At 35.4% G+C, this 20950-nt stretch carries 17 protein-coding genes; 15 read left to right on the top strand and 2 right to left on the bottom strand.

Annotation, left to right across the window (positions count from 1 at the left end):
* The first annotated feature begins 222 nt into the window (after positions 1-222).
* The 9 genes from H964_RS02675 (at position 223) to H964_RS02635 (ending at position 11307) form a co-directional block, all read left to right on the top strand.
* The gene (locus H964_RS02675; RefSeq protein ID WP_039764418.1) at positions 223-1896 is read left to right on the top strand and encodes a sensor domain-containing diguanylate cyclase; all 1674 of its coding nucleotides are present in this window, start codon (positions 223-225) and stop codon (positions 1894-1896) included.
* A complete protein-coding gene (gene nrdR, locus H964_RS02670; protein ID WP_039764417.1) occupies positions 1893-2354 on the top strand; it encodes a transcriptional regulator NrdR in 462 nt (153 codons plus the stop codon). Before H964_RS02675 ends, nrdR begins: the two co-directional genes overlap by 4 nt.
* A 213-nt stretch (positions 2355-2567) precedes the next feature.
* On the top strand, positions 2568-3014 hold the full coding sequence (locus H964_RS02665) for an Hsp20/alpha crystallin family protein (RefSeq protein WP_039764415.1): 447 nt from the start codon (positions 2568-2570) through the stop codon (positions 3012-3014).
* A 77-nt stretch (positions 3015-3091) separates the two neighbouring features.
* Complete coding sequence (gene clpB / locus H964_RS02660) at positions 3092-5686, top strand: ATP-dependent chaperone ClpB (RefSeq protein ID WP_039764414.1); 2595 nt, start codon at positions 3092-3094, stop codon at positions 5684-5686.
* A gap of 156 nt (positions 5687-5842) precedes the next feature.
* A complete protein-coding gene (locus H964_RS02655; protein WP_039764412.1) occupies positions 5843-7144 on the top strand; it encodes a phenylacetate--CoA ligase family protein in 1302 nt (433 codons plus the stop codon).
* Positions 7145-7175: 31 nt separating this feature from the next.
* Positions 7176-8909 carry an indolepyruvate ferredoxin oxidoreductase subunit alpha gene (iorA, locus tag H964_RS02650; RefSeq protein ID WP_039764410.1) on the top strand — a complete coding sequence of 578 codons (1734 nt, stop codon included), beginning with the start codon at positions 7176-7178 and terminating at the stop codon, positions 8907-8909.
* Between the two features lie 7 nt (positions 8910-8916).
* Positions 8917-9504 carry an indolepyruvate oxidoreductase subunit beta gene (locus H964_RS02645; RefSeq protein WP_039764408.1) on the top strand — a complete coding sequence of 196 codons (588 nt, stop codon included), beginning with the start codon at positions 8917-8919 and terminating at the stop codon, positions 9502-9504.
* 7 nt (positions 9505-9511) lie between these two features.
* Positions 9512-10813 carry a phenylacetate--CoA ligase family protein gene (locus tag H964_RS02640; protein ID WP_039764407.1) on the top strand — a complete coding sequence of 434 codons (1302 nt, stop codon included), beginning with the start codon at positions 9512-9514 and terminating at the stop codon, positions 10811-10813.
* A 62-nt stretch (positions 10814-10875) separates the two neighbouring features.
* Positions 10876-11307 carry an ACT domain-containing protein gene (locus H964_RS02635; protein ID WP_039764405.1) on the top strand — a complete coding sequence of 144 codons (432 nt, stop codon included), beginning with the start codon at positions 10876-10878 and terminating at the stop codon, positions 11305-11307.
* Between the two features lie 56 nt (positions 11308-11363).
* On the opposite strand, the gene H964_RS02630 is transcribed toward H964_RS02635, so the two are convergent.
* Positions 11364-11561 carry an alpha/beta-type small acid-soluble spore protein gene (locus H964_RS02630; protein WP_039764404.1) on the bottom strand — a complete coding sequence of 66 codons (198 nt, stop codon included), beginning with the start codon at positions 11559-11561 and terminating at the stop codon, positions 11364-11366.
* Positions 11562-11730: 169 nt separating this feature from the next.
* Between H964_RS02630 and miaB the strand changes: the two genes are divergently transcribed.
* The 6 genes from miaB (at position 11731) to H964_RS02600 (ending at position 20254) form a co-directional block, all read left to right on the top strand.
* Entirely contained in the window at positions 11731-13146 is a 1416-nt protein-coding gene (miaB, locus tag H964_RS02625; protein ID WP_039764403.1) for a tRNA (N6-isopentenyl adenosine(37)-C2)-methylthiotransferase MiaB, read from the top strand.
* Between the two features lie 3 nt (positions 13147-13149).
* Positions 13150-15741, top strand: a complete 2592-nt coding sequence (gene mutS / locus H964_RS02620; RefSeq protein ID WP_039764402.1) for a DNA mismatch repair protein MutS — start codon at positions 13150-13152, stop codon at positions 15739-15741.
* A complete protein-coding gene (mutL, locus tag H964_RS02615) occupies positions 15738-17537 on the top strand; it encodes a DNA mismatch repair endonuclease MutL (protein ID WP_039764401.1) in 1800 nt (599 codons plus the stop codon). Before mutS ends, mutL begins: the two co-directional genes overlap by 4 nt.
* A 38-nt stretch (positions 17538-17575) precedes the next feature.
* Positions 17576-18514 carry a tRNA (adenosine(37)-N6)-dimethylallyltransferase MiaA gene (gene miaA, locus H964_RS02610; RefSeq protein WP_039764625.1) on the top strand — a complete coding sequence of 313 codons (939 nt, stop codon included), beginning with the start codon at positions 17576-17578 and terminating at the stop codon, positions 18512-18514.
* A 64-nt stretch (positions 18515-18578) separates the two neighbouring features.
* Positions 18579-18878 carry an RNA chaperone Hfq gene (gene hfq, locus H964_RS02605; protein WP_039764400.1) on the top strand — a complete coding sequence of 100 codons (300 nt, stop codon included), beginning with the start codon at positions 18579-18581 and terminating at the stop codon, positions 18876-18878.
* Positions 18879-18979: 101 nt separating this feature from the next.
* Complete coding sequence (locus H964_RS02600; protein WP_051109290.1) at positions 18980-20254, top strand: methionine gamma-lyase family protein; 1275 nt, start codon at positions 18980-18982, stop codon at positions 20252-20254.
* A 4-nt stretch (positions 20255-20258) separates the two neighbouring features.
* On the opposite strand, the gene lexA is transcribed toward H964_RS02600, so the two are convergent.
* Positions 20259-20867 (bottom strand): transcriptional repressor LexA, encoded by a 609-nt coding sequence (gene lexA, locus H964_RS02595; RefSeq protein WP_039764399.1) that lies wholly within the window; start codon positions 20865-20867, stop codon positions 20259-20261.
* Positions 20868-20950: the final 83 nt, after the last annotated feature.

Here is a 20950-nt window from a genome sequence, read left to right as displayed (position 1 = left end):
GTACAATCTTCCAATAAAGTCTTTACTAAAAAGTACCCTTTTCAAAGGGTACTTTTTTTGTGGACAGTAAGTGCAATATGTAATATAATTTTAATAAGAGACTTATATCTTTATAATTGTGTTGTATTTTAGCCTGATGTAAATATATTACATTTATGAAAAAAAAAAAAAAAAAAGTTGGAACTTCAAAGTAATGGATTGTAAAAGGTGGGAGGAAGTCTTGTGAATGCTCAAAAGATAGTTATTGAAAGAGAATACATAAAAGTTTCATGGTTTTTAATAGGAGCAGTTGGCCTGTACTTAGTTTTTGATAGGCTTTTGTTTTCGAAAAATTACAATCTCTCCTATTTTTCTGATTGGCTTGTGCCGATTATATTTTTATTTGTATCAGTAGGCTATAACTTCTTTAAAGTATGGCTTTTTAGTGGCAGGGTTGAGATTAGCGAAGAGATTTATAAGTACCTTAAATTTTTTGAGATTATAAATCTTATCTTTTTCTTTGGGTATGAAAAACTGTTTGACCTCATGTTTATTATATCATTGGTATTTTTATTTTACCTCGGAAGAATTAAAATGAGTGGTATCAGACAAGTAGTAGTTATCTTAATATTCTCTTATATTCTTTTCATATTCCGTAATTTTATTTCAGGCGATATAAACATTGAAGTTTTTAGAAATTTATTATACATCCTTTTCTATGTTTTTTGGATTTACAACGCTGGTAAAGTTGAAGTTGTTCAAAGAAATTCAATTAGCAGCTTAGAAGCGCAAGTACAACAAATGGAAGAAAAGATAAAAAATTACGTAGAGTTAAATAAGGCTAAAGATGTGAAGATAAAGGAATTGGAAAGGGAAATAAGCTATCTTAAAGAGATAAATAAAAGACTTAATATCTCTCTTGGTGAGTTTTTCAATCTACAAGAAATCAGTAAAATAATAACTCAAATTTTAGATACTAACGAACTTTTGAAATTTGTAAACGATGTATTGATTGGTGTAACAGGAGTTGACAAGAGTTCTATTTTACTATTTAATAGAGATAAAACAGAGCTATACGTTGCATATTCTAATCTTCCTGAGAATGAACAAAAAGAGAGTTTTAAACAAGAAAAAATTGAATGGCTTAAAAACGTTGCAATGAATTGTGAGAGTGGGTATAGAAATAGAGTAAGAGCAGAAGATTGCCCATTTATTGACGGAAGACCAACAAAGGCGATTATGTATGCCTCTCTTTCTACAAAAAATGACAAGTATGGAGTAATATTGCTTGAACATGTATTTGAAGATATTTTTACAGAGGACAATTTGAGGTTTTTAACTTCTATTGCTGCTCAGGTTTCAATTGCATTAGAAAACTCAAGCCTGTATCAGCAAATGAGAAGTATGGCAATGGTTGATGGCTTGACAGGTGCATATAACCGTATTTACCTATATGAAGTTTTAGAAAAGGAAATTGAAGCTTCAAATGGTAGATATCCTATTAGTGTTGCATTGTTTGACGTTGACAATTTCAAAAAACTCAACGATACATATGGGCATTTGTTTGGAGACAAAGTACTACAGACAATTGTTAGGATTGCGAAAGAAAAGATTAGAAAGGGAGATATTGTGGCAAGGTATGGCGGCGAAGAGTTTGTGATTGTATTTAGTCATCTTGAAAGTTCGGAGGCTTACAAGGTTGTTGAGAGGATAAGAAGAGCAATTGAGAACGAAACAATAGAAGATAATCTTGTCCAGACAAAGATTACAGTGAGCTTTGGAATCTCTTCTTACCCAGCACATGCCGAGAATGTTAAGGATTTGATAAAATGTGCTGATATTGCGATGTACCGTGCAAAAAGCAGTGGGAAAAATTGTACTGTGATATACAATCAGGAATTGGAGATGAAAGTATGAGATGCCCATATTGTGGATATGAAGATAGCAAGGTAATTGACACAAGACCTGCTGATGAAGGAAGGACAATTAAAAGAAGAAGAGAGTGTTTGAAATGTCAGAAGAGATTTACTACATTTGAGAAGATTGAAAGACAGCCTATTTTGGTTATAAAAAAAGACAACCGCCGTGAAGAGTTTGACAGAAGCAAAATTCTCAATGGGATTATAAAAGCATGTCAAAAAAGGCCTGTGTCTATTGAGCAGATGAACAAAATAGTAGATGAGATTGAAAATGAGATTTATAACTCTATGAGAGATGAGATTTCTTCAAGGGAAATAGGCGAAATGGTTATGGAAAAGTTGAAAAAACTTGATGAGATATCGTATGTGCGATTTGCCTCTGTTTACAGGCAATTTAAAGATATAAATACCTTTATAGAAGAGCTTCAGAAACTTTTGACAGAAAAGATAGAATAATCTTAAGAAAGACTGAGAAAAATAAATATTGAATGAGAAAAACTTAAAAAAATCAAGAAATTTGATTAAATTTGAAAGTTGAGATGAATGTGAAAAAATGTATAATAGTAAGTGAAAGTCAAAGATAGTCAAAATCAAATTACAAGTGGCGATGGTTCGCCACTTTAAAAACCTTCCAAAAGTCAAAAAAAGTCAAGAGGAGGGTGATGTGAAATGTTAAGAGACATTGTTCCATTTGGAAGAAAACCATTTGACATCATGAGAAGAATTGAAAGAGAGTTCTTTGACATTGACGATTGGTTTGAGGATTTCTTTGCTCCGTTTGAAAGAGGTTCAAGATTTATGAGAACAGACATCAAGGAGACTGAAAACGAGTATATCATTGAAGCTGAGCTTCCTGGGGTTAAAAAAGAGGACATCAAAATAGAGCTTTACGACAATAAACTCACTATAAAGGCAGAAACTAAGCAAGAGGAAAAAGAAGAAAGAGAGAACTTTATAAGAAGAGAGAGAAGATATGGAGCATTTAGCAGAACATTCTACCTTGATAATGTAAAAGAGGACGGTATTAAAGCAAAGTATGAAGATGGGATTCTGCGAATTGTTCTTCCAAAAGAAAGACCATCAAAACCAAATGTTAGAACAATTGACATCGAATAGAAACAATCAGGGAAGGCAGTAACCTTCCCTGATTGTTTTATTCTAAAAAGCTCTTAGGTGTGAGGTGTGAAAGACATATGAATATGGAAAAATTTACACAAAGCCTACAATCTGCTCTTTTAGACGCACAAAATACTGCAATCTTGTATAAACATCAGGAGATAGGAGTAGAGCATTTGCACTATGCCCTTGTAAATGAAGATGACAAGCTTGTTGCAAAGATACTAAAAAATATGGGAATAAATACAGAAATATACAAAAGAGATATAGAAGATCAACTAAAAAAGATTCCAATGGTTTATGGCCCTGGGGCTTCGGCTGTGTATGTAAATAGATTTTTAAACGAAATACTATTGAGAGCTGAAGATGAGGCAAAAAAGTTTAAAGATGAGTATATCAGTGTTGAACATGTATATCTTGCAATGATAGACTATGACCATCCTTCTACAAAAACTATATTCAGAAAGTATGGGATTATCCGCGAAAAATTCTTGCAACAGCTTTATAAAATAAGAGGAAACCAGAGGATAACAAATCCAAACCCGGAAGAAACATATGAGGTGTTGAAAAAATATGGTCGTGACCTCACTGACCTTGCAAAAAAAGGAAAGCTCGACCCTGTTATTGGAAGAGATGAAGAGATAAGAAGAGTAATTCAGATTCTTTCAAGAAGGACAAAGAACAACCCTGTCTTGATTGGCGAGCCTGGTGTTGGAAAAACTGCTATTGTAGAGGGGCTTGCACAAAGGATTGTCAAAGGTGATGTTCCAGAAGGCTTGAAGGATAAGACCATCTTTGCACTTGATTTAGGTGCGCTGATAGCTGGTGCAAAATACAGAGGTGAGTTTGAAGAAAGACTAAAAGCGGTTTTGAACGAGATTACGGCATCAGAAGGCAGAATAATTTTATTTATTGATGAGATTCACAATATAGTTGGTGCAGGAAGAGCAGAAGGTGCAATGGATGCAGGAAATCTTTTAAAACCTATGCTTGCAAGAGGAGAGCTTCACTGTATAGGTGCAACTACAATTGATGAGTACAGAAAATATATCGAAAAAGATGCAGCCTTGGAGAGAAGATTTCAGCCGGTTTTAGTAAATCCACCGTCTGTAGAGGATACAATCTCTATCTTAAGAGGACTTAAAGAGAGGTTTGAGATTCACCATGGTGTAAGAATTACAGACGATGCTTTGATTGCTGCCGCAAAACTTTCTGATAGGTATATCACAGATAGGTTCTTACCAGACAAGGCAATTGATCTTATTGATGAAGCTGCCGCACTTCTGAGAACAGAGATAGATTCAATGCCTACAGAACTTGATGAGATTACAAGAAAAATTATGCAGCTGAAAATTGAAAAGAATGTTTTGCAAAAGGAAGAAAATCCAAGTACAAGGCAACGATTGGAAGAGATAGACAAAGAGATTGCAGAACTAAATGACAGAGCAAACCAGCTTTCTGCTCAGTGGGAATATGAAAAGGAACTTATCAAGGAGATAAGAAAAATAAAAGAAGAAATTGAAGATGTTAAAATTCTAATAGAAGAAGCAGAGAGAAACTATGATTTGAATAAACTCTCTGAACTAAAATATGGAAGTCTATTAGATCTTCAAAAGAAGCTTGAGCAAAAACGCCAAGAAATAGAAAAGATTCCGCCAGAAAAAAGACTTTTAAAAGAAGAGGTTACAGAAGAAGAGATTGCAAAGATTGTGTCAAGGTGGACAGGAATTCCTGTTGCAAAGCTTGTTGAAACAGAAAGGCAAAAGATTTTAGAGCTTGACAAAATACTTCACAGAAGAGTTGTTGGTCAGGATGAAGCAATTGAGGCTGTTTGCAATGCTATAATGAGAGCACGGGCTGGAATAAAAGACCCAAGAAAGCCAATTGGAACATTTTTGTTCTTAGGGCCAACAGGTGTTGGTAAGACAGAGCTTGCACGGGCTTTAGCGGAGGCTTTATTTGACTCTGAGAACAACATGATAAGGATCGACATGACAGAATACATGGAAAAACACTCTGTATCAAGACTTATTGGTGCACCACCTGGTTATGTTGGGTATGAAGAAGGAGGTCAGCTTACCGAAGCTGTCAGAACAAAACCATATTCTGTTGTCTTATTTGATGAGGTTGAAAAAGCTCACCATGATGTATTCAATATCTTGCTTCAGATAATGGATGATGGAAGGCTCACAGATTCAAAAGGGAGAACGGTAGACTTTAAAAATACAATTATAATAATGACCTCAAACTTGGGAAGTGAGTATCTCTTGAATGCAAACATCTCAAACGGCGAAATAGATGAAAATACAAGAAGACTCATAGACAGAGAACTCAAAGCACACTTTAGACCAGAGTTTCTAAACAGGCTTGATGAGATAATAATCTTCAAACCTCTCACAAAAGAACAAGTAATAAAGATTATTGACCTTAGAGTGGCTGAGATTCAGCAAAGGCTTATTGAAAAGGGAATTTCGATTGTGCTCACACAGCGAGCAAAAGAATATGTAATGGAAAATGCATTTGATGTAAACTTTGGTGCAAGACCGATAAAGAGGTTTTTACAGAAAAATGTTGAGACATTAATTGCGAGAGAAATCCTAAAAGGTACAATTAACGAAGGGGATAGTATTAAAATTGACGTTGAAGATGGCAGATTTGTAATAATAAAGTAGGGCTATCTCAAAGGGGAGTCAAATGAGGTAGCCCTTTTTTGTTTGCCTTTTTGCTTGAAAATCATCAAATATTACAATATAATAACTTAAGAAAGCTCATAATTATAATTTATTATATTCTGCAATATACATAATCAGGAAGGATGGTAGGTTGGAATGATATGGTCAGAATATGAAAAACTAAACAGAAAACAATATGAAGAACTGCAACTTGAAAGGCTTAAAAGGACGGTAGAAAGGGTTTATGAAAATGTTCCTTTTTACCGTAAGAAATTTGATGAAATTGGAGTAAAGCCACATCACATCAAAACTCTTAAAGACATTCAGCTTCTTCCTTTCACAACAAAGGATGATTTGAGAGAGAACTATCCATATGGACTCTTTACTGTCCCTCTTTCAAAGATTGTTAGAATTCACGCCTCCTCAGGCACAACAGGAAAACCTACAGTTGTAGGATATACCAAACATGATATGGAAATCTGGACAGAGGTGGTTGCAAGAATTGTAACAGCAGCAGGGGTAAGAGAACATGACATTGCTCAGATAGCATTTGGCTATGGACTCTTTACAGGAGCGTTTGGACTTCATCAGGGTTTAGAGAGAGTTGGTGCAACTGTAATTCCTATTTCAAGTGGTAATACAGAAAAGCAGCTTATGGTAATGCAAGATTTTGGCGCAACAGTTTTGGTTTGTACTCCATCTTACGCACTTTACATGGATGAGGTTGCAAATGAACTCAATATTGACAGGTCAAAGCTGAAACTCAGAATAGGATTATTTGGTGCAGAGAGTTCAACAGTAGAGATGAGACGAGAGATTGAGAAAAAATGGGGTCTTTTTGCAACAGAAAACTATGGGTTGTCTGAGATTATTGGGCCGGGTGTTTCAGGAGAGTGCGAGTTTCGAGAAGGACTTCATATAAATGAAGACCATTTCTATCCAGAGATTATAAATCCCCAGACGGGTGAGGTCTTACCAGAGGGCGAAACAGGTGAGCTTGTTTTGACAACAATCACGAAAGAAGGAATGCCGCTCATAAGGTATAGGACAAGAGACATTACATCACTAATTTTTGAACCATGCAAATGTGGAAGGACAAATGTCAGAATGACCTCTGTAAAAGGACGCACAGACGATATGCTAATTATTCGAGGTGTGAATGTATTTCCTTCGCAAATTGAAAGTGTTTTAATGGGAATAGAAGGAATTGGACCACATTATCAGCTGGTTGTTACAAAAAGAGGATATTTAGATGATTTAGAAGTACATGTTGAGCTTGTAGATGGGAAGCTTTTAGAAAGGTATGCTGAACTTGAAAAGCTGGAAAACAAGATAAAGCACAGAATTTATACAGTTTTAGGTTTAAATGTAAAAGTAAAATTGGTAGAGCCAAAGACTCTTGAAAGAACAACTGGCAAGGCAAAAAGAGTTGTTGATTTGAGGAAGCAAGCAAACTAAAAAACAAAGAATAAATTGGAGGCTGAGACTATTGAGACGACTTATGCTTGGGAATCAAGCAGTTGCCAGAGGATGTTATGAAGCAGGTGTGAAGGTTGCAACTGCTTATCCTGGTACACCTTCAACAGAGATTACAGAGTACATATCCAAGTACAATGAGATTTACTGTGAATGGGCACCGAACGAAAAGGTGGCTTTAGAGGTTGCGATTGGGGCGGCTATCTATGGTAAAAGAGCAATATGTTCGATGAAACATGTGGGTTTGAATGTTGCAGCAGACCCGCTTTTTACTGTATCTTACACAGGGGTAAATGGCGGACTTTTAATAGCTGTTGCTGATGACCCTGGCATGCACTCTTCGCAAAATGAGCAGGACACAAGAAATATTGCAAAGGCAGCAAAAGTGCCAGTTTTAGAGCCTGCTGACAGCCAAGAGTGTGTGGATTTTGTGAAAGAAGGTTTTGAAATAAGTGAAAAGTACGATACACCTGTAATTTTGCGGCTTACAACAAGAGTTTCACATTCTCAATCAGTAGTGGAAGAAGGTAGCCGAGTTGAAAGAGGTTATGAATATAAAAAGGATATTCAAAAATATGTTATGATGCCAGCAATGGCACGAAAAAGGCATGAAATTGTTGAAAAGAGGTTAAATGACTTAAAGGAGTTTGCCGAAAAAACAGAGCTTAATAGAATTGAGGAAGGTGAAAGTAATTTAGCCTTTATCACAGCAGGTATAGCTTACCAGTATGTAAAAGAAGCATATCCTGACGCTTGGGTTTTAAAACTGGGAATGGTTTGGCCACTGCCAGAGAAATTAATTAAAGATTTTTGCAGTAAGTTTGAAAAAGTCTATATTGTTGAAGAGCTTGACCCTTTTTTAGAAGAAAATATAAAGGCAATGGGAATAAGAAATGCAGTTGGCAAAGAGATCTTTAAGATGACAGGTGAATATTCGCCCTCGTTCATAAAGTCGGCAATTGAAAAGACGCAAGTTGAGCCTCCTTATAAACTGAATGAAGAGCTTCCTCCAAGACTTCCTATTTTGTGCCCTGGGTGTCCTCACAGAGGTATTTTTTACGTTTTGGGTAAAATTAAAGACATTATAATAACAGGTGATATAGGTTGTTATACGTTGGGGGCTCTTTCGCCTTTTAAAGCTATGGATACATGTATTTGTATGGGTGCAAGTGTTGGAATGGCTCATGGCATTTCAAAGGCCTCAAATAAGAAGGCTAAAGCAGTTGCAGTCATAGGTGATTCAACTTTTGTTCATTCTGGAATAACAGGGCTTATTGATGCTGTTTATAACAAATCTGACATACTGCTTTTGATTTTAGATAACTCCACAACTGGAATGACAGGGCATCAAGACCATCCAGCAACTGGATATACAATTAGGGGAGAGGAGACTTTTAAACTTGACTTGGTTAGTCTTTGCAAGACTATAGGATGTTCAGTTGTCGAAGAGATAAACCCATACAATATCAATGAGAACATCAAAAAAATAAGTGCTCTTCTTGATGTACAAGGTGTTAAGGTTTTAATTGTCAGAGCACCTTGTAGACTTCATAGAAGGTATAAATATGTGTTATCAAAAAGATACATTGACAAAAATAAATGCAAAAACTGTAAGCTATGTTTAAGCTTAGGCTGTCCTGCTATATCACTAAAAGAGGTACCTACGATTGACCAGAACTTGTGCCTTGGATGTGGGATGTGTGAAAGTATCTGCAGATTTGGAGCAATAAGTAGTGTAAAGGAGTAGTGACGTGATGAAAGAAAATCTCAACATATTAATTGTCGGAGTTGGTGGACAGGGAAATATTTTGTTGAGTAAGATTTTAGGAGAGGTATTTTTGAATGTAGGATATGATGTAAAAATATCAGAAGTCCATGGAATGGCACAAAGAGGAGGCAGTGTTGTAACATATGTAAAGGCAGGCAAAAAGGTATTTTCACCACTTATAGACAAAGCAGAGGCTGACTATATAATTGCATTTGAAAAGTTAGAAGCTCTGCGCTGGATTGAGTTTTTAAAAAAAGAAGGGATTTTAATCTACTCTGACTATGAAATCACTCCGATGAGTGTTATTACTGGGGTATATAAGTATCCTGATGTGGATAAGATTGTAAAGAAGCTTGGAGTAAAGTTCTATAAGGTTGATATCCCATCTTTGCTCACTAAAATAGGAAGTCCACGTGTTCAGAATACTATAATGTTAGGCGTGTTTAGCAGACTTATAGGAATTGAAGAAAGCTATTTTAGAAAGGCTATAGAGAATAATGTAAAACCAGAGTTTGTTGAGATAAATCTTAAGGCATTTGCGATAGGTAGAAATGTAGATTTAGGTGAGGTGTAAATTTAAGATGAGATATTGGGATGAACATATGGAGTGTATGGAGAGGGGTACATTGCAGGAAATTCAACTAAAACGCTTGGTTGAGACAGTAAAAAGAGTTTATACAAGTGTTCCGTATTACAGAAAAAAGATGCAGGAGTTAGGACTTATTCCTGAGGATATAAAAGACTTAAGCGACCTACAAAAACTTCCATTTACAACAAAACAAGACCTGAGAGACAACTATCCATACGGCCTTTTTGCTGTGCCATTAAGCGAGATTGTAAGAATTCATGCATCATCTGGTACAACTGGAAAGCCAACAGTTGTAGGATATACAAAACATGACATCGGGATCTGGTCTGAGGTTATGGCAAGAACACTTGTTGCAGCAGGGGCAGATAAGCATTCATTTGTCCAGATTGCATATGGTTATGGACTTTTCACAGGTGGTCTTGGAGTACACTATGGTGCAGAGAGAATTGGTGCATCTGTCATACCAATTTCATCTGGCAATACAAAAAGACAGATTCAGCTAATGGTTGACTTTGGTACAACAGTTTTGGCTTGTACACCATCTTACGCACTTTATCTTGCTGAAACAATGGAAGAGATGGGAATTGACAAGTCTCAATTGAAGCTCAAGTCAGGTGTATTTGGAGCAGAGCCATGGTCTGAAAATATGAGAAAAGAGATAGAATCAAAGCTCAATATCAAGGCATATGATATCTATGGGCTTTCTGAGGTAATTGGCCCAGGTGTTGCTTTTGAGTGCGAATACCAGTGTGGTATGCACATAAATGAAGATCATTTCTTACCTGAAATAATAAATCCTGAAACAGGAGAGGTATTAAGTGAGGGTGAGTATGGTGAACTTGTATTTACTACAATAACAAAAGAAGGGCTTCCTCTTATAAGATACAGAACAAGGGATATAACAGCTCTTCATTATGACAGGTGCAAATGTGGCAGGACTCTTGTTAGAATGGAAAAGGTTATTGGCAGAACTGATGACATGATAATAATAAGGGGTGTTAATGTTTTCCCATCTCAGATAGAAAGTGTTTTGCTTGAGATGGGCGAGGTTGAACCTCATTATCAGTTAATCGTTGACAGAGTCAATAATCTTGATGTTTTGGAAGTTTTGGTAGAGGTTTCTGAAAGAATGTTCTCAGATGAGGTCAGAAAACTTGAACAGCTTGAAAAGAAAATAACAAAAGCAATTGAAGACACACTTGGAATCTCAGTTAAGGTAAGGCTTGTTGAGCCAAAAACAATTGAGCGAAGTGAAGGAAAGGCAAAAAGAGTAATTGACAAGAGAAAGATATAGGCAAAATGGGTATTAATATAATTAGTAAAGGAGTTTGAAAATATTCAGGAGGGTTTTTAAGAATGTATGTAAAGCAGATTTCTGTGTTTTTAGAAAACAAGTCAGGAAGACTTGCTGAGGTGACAAGTATTTTAGGAAAGAACAACATTGACATCTCAGCTCTTTCAATTGCTGATACCACAGACTTTGGTATTTTGAGACTAATTGTTAACAAGCCTGATTTAGCTTTGCAGGTCTTAAAAGAAAATGGATTTACAGTCTCTGCAACAGACGTGATTGCAATAGCTGTTGAAGACAAACCAGGCGGTCTTGCCAAAGTGCTTGAGATTCTATATAAAAACGACATAGGAATTGAATACATGTATGCTTTTGTAGGAAAGATAACTGATGAAGCTCTTGTAATCTTGAAAGTTGAAAATGGCGATTATGCAGTAAACGTCTTAAAAGAAAACAATGTTAGGATACTGTCAGCAAATGAGGTTTATTCTCTGTAAGGAATTAATCTGAATAAGGTGAAAGGCAGAAGGGAATTTCCCTCTGCCGTTTTTTGTTACTGCTGGTTCTTTGCCCTGTTTTGATAGTCCTGAATCATCTTTTTGACCATATATCCACCAACAGTTCCTGCTTGCTTTGTTGTAATGTTTGGATTGTAGTTGTCAAGAGTTACACCAACCTCTTGGGCTGTTTCTTGTTTTAATTTATCCAGCTGAGGAGCAGCTTCTGGAACAAGCCTTTTTCTCCTTGGCATGAATTTTTCCTCCTTTTTTCTCGATGATTGTTTGAGATTTCAATATTAATTTTGTTCTGATTTTGCTCCAAATATTAAGAAAAAAATGGGACCATATGATATTATAATTCCATGCACAAAATGTTATAATAAAGCTTGTTAAATGAAAAAACTTTGAGGGGGATAAAACTTGGAAAATAGAGGAATTTATTATATAGATTTTGGTACTCAAGCACAGTTCATTGAAGAGATTGAAAAGTTGAACTCAGAGTATTATTTTAAAAATGGGAAAAACAGAACATATCACATTATAACTTATGGATGTCAAATGAATGTCCATGATTCTGAAAAATTGGCAGGAATGCTAAATGCAATGGGATATGCAGAGACTCAAAATGTCGAAGAAGCAGATCTTATCATTTTTAACACATGTGCTGTGAGAGAACATGCTGAGTCGAGAGTGTATGGTAATATTGGTCCTCTAAAGAGATTAAAGGACAAAAAACCAGACTTGATAATAGGTGTATGTGGATGTATGCCTCAGCAACTTGAAGTTGCACAAAAGCTTGCTAAGTTATTTCCATTTTTAGACATTATTTTTGGTACAAAAAGCCTTCATAGATTTCCTCAACTTTTGTACAAAGCAATTACTACACAACAAACAGTAATTGACGTTGCAGAAGATGAAGATGTAGTTGTAGAAGGCATTCCAACTGCGAGAAGAGAAGGTGTCAGTGCCTTTGTCAACATAATCTATGGTTGTAACAACTTTTGTTCATATTGTATTGTACCCTATGTCAGAGGAAGAGAAAGAAGTAGGAGACCTGAAGAGATTATATTTGAAATTGAGCAGCTTGCAGCAAATGGAGTAAAAGAGGTCACACTACTTGGGCAGAACGTGAACTCTTACGGTAAAGACTTGCCCGATGGAATTCCGTTTTATAAACTCCTTGAAAAGGTAAATGATATAAAAGGTATCGAGAGAATAAGGTTTGTGACCTCACATCCAAAAGATTTGTCAGATGAGCTAATTTTTGCAATGAGGGACTTGGAGAAGGTTTGTGAGCATATACATCTACCAGTACAGTCGGGTTCAACAAGGATTTTAAGAAAGATGAACAGGCACTACACAAAAGAGGATTACCTGCGACTTGTTGAAAAGCTAAAAAACAACATTCCTGACATAGCAATTACAACAGACATTATAGTAGGATTTCCAGGCGAGACAGAAGAAGATTTTGAAGATACTTTAGATGTAGTCAGAAAAGTTGAGTTTGACTCAGCGTTTACCTTTATGTACTCCAAGAGAAAAGGAACAAAAGCAGCGCAAATGCCAAATCAGGTGCCTGATGAGGTAAAACATGAAAGGTTTCAAAGGCTTGTAAAATTAGTGGAAGAAATAGCTTTGAAAAAGAATCAGCAAATGCGTGGGAAAGTATATGAAATTCTGATAGATGGGTACTCGAAGAGGAATAATCTTCTTGAAGGAAGAACAAGGACTAACAAGATAGTAAATGTGAAGTGTTCTGATGAGTTTATGTACAAGTTTGTAAATGTAAAGATTTTGGAAGCCTCAAGGCATTGGCTTTATGGTGAGGTGATATGAACTATGCAAGAGCTTACCCCAATGATGCAGCAGTACATGGAGATAAAACAAAGGGTAAAAGACTGTATTTTGTTTTTCAGGCTTGGGGACTTTTATGAGATGTTCTTTGACGATGCAATGGTTGCTTCAAAAGAGCTTGAGATAGCCCTAACAGCAAGAGATTGTGGAAACAATGAAAAAGCACCTATGTGCGGGGTTCCTTATCATTCCGCACATAGTTATATTGCAAAGCTTATTGAAAAAGGATACAAAGTAGCTATCTGTGAGCAGGTGGAAGATCCAAAGCTTGCAAAAGGTGTTGTGAAAAGAGAGATTACCAGGATTATCACACCAGGTACATTTATTGATGAAAACTTTAGCAAGGCAAATAACTTTATCTGCTGTGTTGCAAGAGCTGAAACTAATTTTGCTCTGACATTTGTTGATATATCAACAGGTGAGATGTACGCTTGTTTAATTGAAAATGATATCCAAAAAATGATAAATGAGATTAGTAAGTATGCTCCAAGTGAAATTTTAGTTTCTCATTTGGATGACGAGCTCTATGAGCTTATTAAAGAGAACTACAACTCATTTATTCAAAAAGTAGAGTTTATTGATATTGATAAATGCTATGATTTAATAGATAAACAGATGCAAATTACCAATCTGAATGACAAAATGGCACTATCTGTTGGGAATTTACTAAATTATTTAGTAGATACCCAAAAGATTTCATTTAATTATATAAAAAAGTTTGAGTTTTACAAAGTACAGAATTATCTTCAAATTGATTTTAACACAAAAAGGAATTTGGAGTTGACAGAGAGTATAATTACTCGTTCAAAGAAAAATAGTCTTTTTGGAATCTTGGACCAGGCAAAAACATCAATGGGCTCAAGACTAATTAAAAAATGGCTTGAAAGACCTTTAATTGATGTTGTGGAGATAAACAGAAGACTTGATGCAGTTGAAGAACTTTACAACAATTTTCCACTTTTAATGCAGATTGAAGGACTATTAGAAGGAATATATGACATTGAAAGACTATCTTCAAAGTTTGCTTACAAGAGTGTAAACGCAAAGGATTTGCTAAGTTTAAAAAAATCAATTGAGGTTTTACCGCAGCTGAAAGAACTCTTGAGAGAGTTTAAATCACCTTTGTTAAAAGAACTTTATGATGGACTTGACACGTTAGAAGATGTATATAATCTAATTGATTCTTCAATAAACGAAGATGCACCTGTAGGCTTGAAAGAAGGCGGGATTATAAAAGACGGATTTAATGACCATGTAGACAGGCTGAGAAATATTTCAAAGAATAGTAAAGAACTTCTTATTCAATATGAAGAAAAGGAGAGGAACCTAACAGGTATCAAAAATTTAAAAATAGGCTATAACAAGGTTTTTGGATATTACATTGAGGTAACCAAATCTAACTATTCACTTGTTCCCGAGCGCTATATAAGAAAACAGACTCTTGCAAACGCAGAAAGATATGTCACAGAAGAGCTGAAGAGGTTAGAAGATGAGATTGTAAATGCAGAACAAAAACTTGTTGAGCTTGAGTATGAGCTTTTCTGTGAGATAAGAGACCAAGTAGAAAGTCAGATAGATAGAATTCAAAAGACAGCAAGTTGTATAGCTATAATTGACGCTCTTTGCTCATTTGCTCACGTTGCTATTGACAACAGATATACAAAACCCACCGTTTATTTAGGCGATAGAATCTATATAAAAAATGGTCGACATCCTGTTGTTGAAAAGATGATAGGCCATAGCAACTTTGTTCCAAATGACACAGAACTTGACAATGACCAAAACAGAGTCTTGATAATCACAGGACCTAACATGGCAGGAAAGTCTACATACATGCGTCAGGTGGCACTAATTGTCATAATGGCACAGATGGGCTGCTTTGTTCCAGCAGAAGAAGCGCAGATTGGTATAGTGGATAAGATTTTTTCACGAATTGGAGCATCAGATGACATCTCCTCTGGCCAGAGCACTTTTATGGTTGAGATGAGTGAAGTTGCAAATATTTTAAAAAATGCAACGCCGAAAAGCCTTATAATATTTGATGAGGTGGGAAGAGGTACAAGCACTTACGATGGACTTTCAATTGCCTGGGCTGTTTTAGAATATGTTGCTGACAAATCTAAAATAGGTGCAAAGACTCTTTTTGCAACTCACTATCATGAACTTACAGAGCTTGAAGAGAAGATTTCAGGTGTAAAAAATTATAGGGTTGACGTAAAAGAAGAGGGAAAAAACATTATATTTTTGAGAAAGATTGTAAGGGGTGGCTGTGATTCGAGTTATGGTATTCATGTTGCAAGGCTTGCTGGTATTCCTGAAGAGGTTTTGCAAAGAGCAGAGCAAATCTTAAAAAAGCTTGAAGAGGCTGATATAAATCGGAAAGAGGCGAAGAGATTGAGAAAGGAGATAAAAAGAGAATTCACTGAGCAGATAGAGTTTTTTTCATACAAGAAAGATGAGGTAATAGAGAAGATTGAAAACCTTGACATTTTAAATATAACTCCTATTCAGGCGCTAAACATTTTAAGCGAGTTAAAACATGAGATAATTAAAGCAAGAGAGAGGCAACTGTTATGAAAGAGTTAAATAGGTTATCTGAGGAGATTACTCACATTTTAGCAGCTGGTGAGGTTGTCGAAAGGCCTGCATCGTGCTTAAAAGAGGTAATTGAAAATTCCATTGATGCAGGAGCAAGTTTGATTGATATTAAATTAGAAAAAGGTGGTATAAAAAAAATTGAGGTTTATGACAATGGCAAAGGTATTCACTCTGATGACATTGAATACGTTTTTGAGAGGCACACAACAAGTAAGATAAAATCAGTTGACGACATTTTTAAAATTACAACAATGGGTTTTAGAGGAGAGGCACTTTGTGCAATTTCAAGCGTCTCAAAAGTCACTCTTATCTCAAGGCACTATGAACAGGAACAAGGGTGTAAGGTAGAGGTTGAAGGTGGAAAAGTTCTTTCAAAAACCATATATCCTTTTGAAAAAGGAACAAAAATTACAATTGAAGACCTTTTTTATAATACACCAGCGAGGCTAAAATTTTTAAAATCACCTTCTACTGAGCAAAAATACTGTATTGAAGTTGTTGAAAAGATTTCAATCTGCTATCCAGAGATTTCTTTTAGGATGCAGGTAGACAATAAAAGGCAACTTTTTACACCAGGGGATAGTAAAGTAGAGTCTGCTATTGCCTCAGTTTTTGGGTCAGAGATTTTAAAAAACCTCATTGACTTTTCACACCAAGAAAAAGGTTTAAAAGTATGGGGCTTTTTTGTAAACCCAGTTTTGAGCAAATCAACAAGAAGTGGTTATCATTTTTATGTCAATAGAAGATTTATAAGAAGCAAGCTTCTTTCTACTTGTATTGACGAGGCTTTTAAAAATTCAATTTTAACAGGTAGATTTCCTATTGTATTTTTGTTTATAGAGATAAACCCTGTTGACATTGACGTAAATGTTCATCCTGCAAAACTTGAGATAAAGTTCAGAGATGAAAGATATGTTTACAACACTGTGTATAAGACAGTTTCAAGTGCACTTCAGTCAGAAAAAATGATTCCAAAACCTACTTTAGATAGTCTTTATTTGCCCCAAACTTTACAAGATGTTAAAATGGTAAAAAAACTTTGGTCTTATACACAAGAACAACAAAGCGAAGAAAAAGCGTTTCAAGAAAATTTGAATGAATTTTTGAAAATTGAGGAACAACTTGATTTTTCGAAAGTAGAGGTAGAAAAAGAGAGCAAAGATGTCATAACTGTATTTTCAGAAGAGTTTAATGTTGAGACTTATAAGATAGTGGGATATGCTTTTGATACCTATATCATTGTACAAAAAGAGGATAGCCTTTATCTTATAGACCAGCATGCTGTTCATGAAAGAAGATTGTTTGAAGTTTTGAAAGAAGAAATTCTTCAGAATAAAATCCAAAGACAGATACTGCTCTCTCCAATTATAGTTGAGCTTCCAATTTCTCAAAAAGAGTTTGTCTTAGAAAATGTCCACTTTTTCGAAAAACTTGGTTTTGAAATAGGTGATTTTGGGAAAAATGAAATAGTGGTAAGAACATATCCACTTTTGTTTGAAGGTGCAGTTGATAAGTTTTTCATACTTGATATAATTGAGATGATTTACAATGAATCAGTAGCAGAGGGTATAACCCACTTTTCAGAGGAATTGCTCAAAAAGATAGCATGCAGAGCAGCAGTTAAAGGCAATATGAATATTTCAGATTTAGAAAAAGAAGAAATAGTAAAGCTTGTTCTTGTTGAGAAGAAGATATTCAACTGTCCTCATGGAAGGCCTGTTGTTGTTGAAATTCAAAAAAGGGATATTGAAAAGATGTTCAAAAGGATTGTTTGATAAAAATAAGATTTTGGGAAAAAGGTGAAATAAAGAAGATGCAAAAAATTCCTTTGATTGTAATTGCAGGTCTTACTGCAACTGGAAAGACGGATGTTGCAATTGAGCTTGCTCAGCTGATAGATGGCGAAATTGTCTCTGCAGATTCTATGTGTGTCTATAAGTATATGGACATTGGCACTGCTAAACCAACCAAAGAGCAAAGACAAATAGTAAAACACTATGTGATTGATATTGTGTACCCTGATGAAGATTACAATGTGGCATTATTCCAAAAAGATGCAACGAAGGCGATAGATGAGATTTATCAAAAAGGTAAAATCCCACTTCTTGTTGGTGGTACAGGGTTTTATATAAAGTCAATTGTAGATGAGATTGAATTTCCCGAGATGGGAGATTCAAAACAAGTACGTCAAAACCTTTACAAAGAGCTCGAAGAAAAAGGAAATATGTATCTTTATGAAATGCTTAGAAAAATTGATAGCAAAGCTGCACAGTCTGTTCATCCGAATAATGTAAAAAGAGTTATAAGGTATTTGGAAATTTACTTTCTTACTGGCAAGAAACCAACAGATTTTTTAGATAAAGTAAGAAAAAAGGGTTCCGAAAGGTATAATATATTGCCGTTATGTTTTGTGATGGAAAGGTCAGCTCTTCGTGAAAGAATCGATGCAAGAGTTGAGAAGATGTTTAAAATGGGACTTGTTGATGAGGTGAAGATGCTACTTGATATGGGGTATTCAAAAGATTTGAAGTCTATGCAGGGACTTGGATATAAGCAAATAATTCCATACATTGAAGGAAAAATTACTTTAGAGGAGGCAAAAGAAGAGCTGAAGCTAAGAACAAGACAGTTTGCAAAGAGACAAAGTATTTGGTTTAAATACCAAGGAGATTTTATATTCTTGGATGTAGGTAACCTTGAGTTTAAAGAAATTGTGAAAAAATGTTTTGAACTTTGCAAAAGTGTGGTATAATTTAAGAAAAACATATAAAAATTATAATATAAAAAACTTTTAAGTTTGGGGAGGAATACATAAGGTGGCAAAAGGAAATTTGAACTTGCAGGATTTATTTTTGAACCAGCTTCGAAAAGAAAAAGTCAACGTTACGATCTTTTTACTGAGCGGATTCCAATTGAAAGGAGTTATCAAAGGTTTTGATAACTTTACATTGGTAGTAGAAACAGAGAATAATAAACAACAGCTCATTTACAAACATGCAATTTCTTCTATTCTGCCATCAAAGCCAATAAACTACATGGCTCAAGCTCAAAACTCACAAGCGCAAAATACAGCTTCTCAGCAAAGTAACACTAACCAAAATCAAGAGTCAAAATAAAAAAGCGTAAAAAATCTCTTTAAAGAAAGCTCATGAGACTTTAAAATCATGAGCTTTCTTTAATTTTTTAAAGCAAGTAAGTAAGAGGGGCGGGGCAAAAATTGAAGGTTGACTTTGAGGCTTTGGGTAGATTTTTTAATTTTGACAAGGGACTAATCAATATAGCACAGCAAGCACTTGAAAGTGTAAAAGAGATTTTTGAAGAGATAGAGAAAATAAAATCGTACAACCAGCTTAAAATCTTAAACGCATTTCAAAAAAATAAACTTTCTTATACACATTTGAACAAAACAGATGGTTATGGCTATTCAGACAGTGGTAGAGATGTAATTGAAAGAATATATTCTGATGTATTTGGCTGTGAGGATTCGCTTGTGAGAATTCAGTTTGTTTCAGGTACTCAGGCAATCTCAACAATGCTATTTGGAGTGCTGCGACCGAGCGATGTACTTTTGTCTATTTGTGGACAGCCTTATGACACGCTTCAAAAGGTCATTGGGATAAAAAGTGGAGGTCATGGTACTCTTATTGATTTTGGCATAAGGTATGAAGAGATTGACTTAAAAAATAATAGCTTTGACTTTGACAAAATTGAAAAAGTGCTAAAAGAAAGAAAAATAAAGGCAGTTTTTATTCAGCGCTCAAGAGGGTACTCTTTAAGAGAGTCAATCTCTCTTGAAAAGATAAAAGAAGTGACACGGTTTATAAAGAGAATCAGTCCTGATACCATTGTAATGGTTGACAACTGTTATGGTGAGTTTGTGGAAAAGCTTGAACCAACAGAGGTTGGAGCAGATTTAATAGCAGGTTCACTCATTAAAAACCCGGGTGGAACAATTGCATCATGTGGAGGTTATATTGCCGGCAAAAAAGAGTTGATTGAGATGTGTGCAGACAGGCTCAACACCCCTGGTATGGGCAAAGAAGTAGGACCTTCACTTGGCTTTAACAGAGAGATATTACAAGGGCTTCTATTTGCACCTCATATTGTTGCTGAGAGTTTAAAGGTTGCAGTTTTTACAGCTTATATTATGGAAAGATTAGGCTTTAAGGTTTTACCACGGTACAACCAGTATAGAACAGACATAATTCAGTCAATTGTGTTTGGAAATGAAAAAGAATTAATTAGCTTTTGTCAGGGGATTCAAAAAGGCTGCCCTGTTGACAGCAATGTTTTACCCGAGCCATGGGATATGCCAGGATATTCTCACAAGGTAATAATGGCAGCAGGTGGATTTGTGCAGGGTACTTCATTGGAACTTTCATGTGATGCACCAATCAGAGAACCTTTCGTTGCTTATCTTCAAGGTAGCTCTTCATTTGAAATTGGAGTTGTGGGGATTTTAAAGGCTATTGAGAGACTTAGGAGGATGTAAATTCTTACATCCTCCTAATAAGGCCTATTACCTTTCCAAGAATTTTCACGTCTTTTACAATTATGGGTTCCATTGCCTTATTTTCTGGTTGCAGTCGGATATGATTGCTCTCTTTGAAAAATCTTTTAACAGTTGCTTCATCGTCAATTAACGCAACAACAATATCTCCATTTTCGGCTACATTTTGTCTTCTTACAATTATAATATCATTGTCAAAAATTCCTGCCTCAATCATACTATCTCCTCTAACTCGAAGCAGAAATGCATCTTCTGTTCCAACCAAGTCATAGGGTAGGGTTATGGTATCTTCGATGTTTTCAACAGCTAAGATGGGTTCACCTGCAGTGACTTTCCCAACAAGAGGGAGCTGAATGACATTTCTGTGGACATAAAAATCGTCATCTACGATCTCAATTGCTCTTGGTTTTGAAGGATCGCGCCTTATATAGCCTTTTTTCTCTAAGCGGGTTAAGTGCCCATGTACAGTTGAAGTCGATTTTAAGCCCGTTGCCTCACATATCTCTCTCACAGCAGGTGGATAGCCTTTTTCTTTAATTCTCTTTTTTATAAACTCTAATATCTCTTCTTGCTTTTTTGTAAGCTGTTTCTTCATTTAAAGTATCTCCTTTTCAATGTTATTTTATTTTAAATAGATTATAACACAAAAACATACATTCTTCAAACGGTTGTTTAGTA

It is taken from the genome of Caldicellulosiruptor sp. F32 (assembly GCF_000404025.1).
In the GTDB taxonomy this organism is placed as follows: Bacteria; Bacillota; Thermoanaerobacteria; order Caldicellulosiruptorales; family Caldicellulosiruptoraceae; genus Caldicellulosiruptor; species Caldicellulosiruptor saccharolyticus.
The sequence above is the reverse complement of the archived record's forward strand: the minus strand, read 5'-3'. Positions and strand labels throughout refer to the sequence as shown.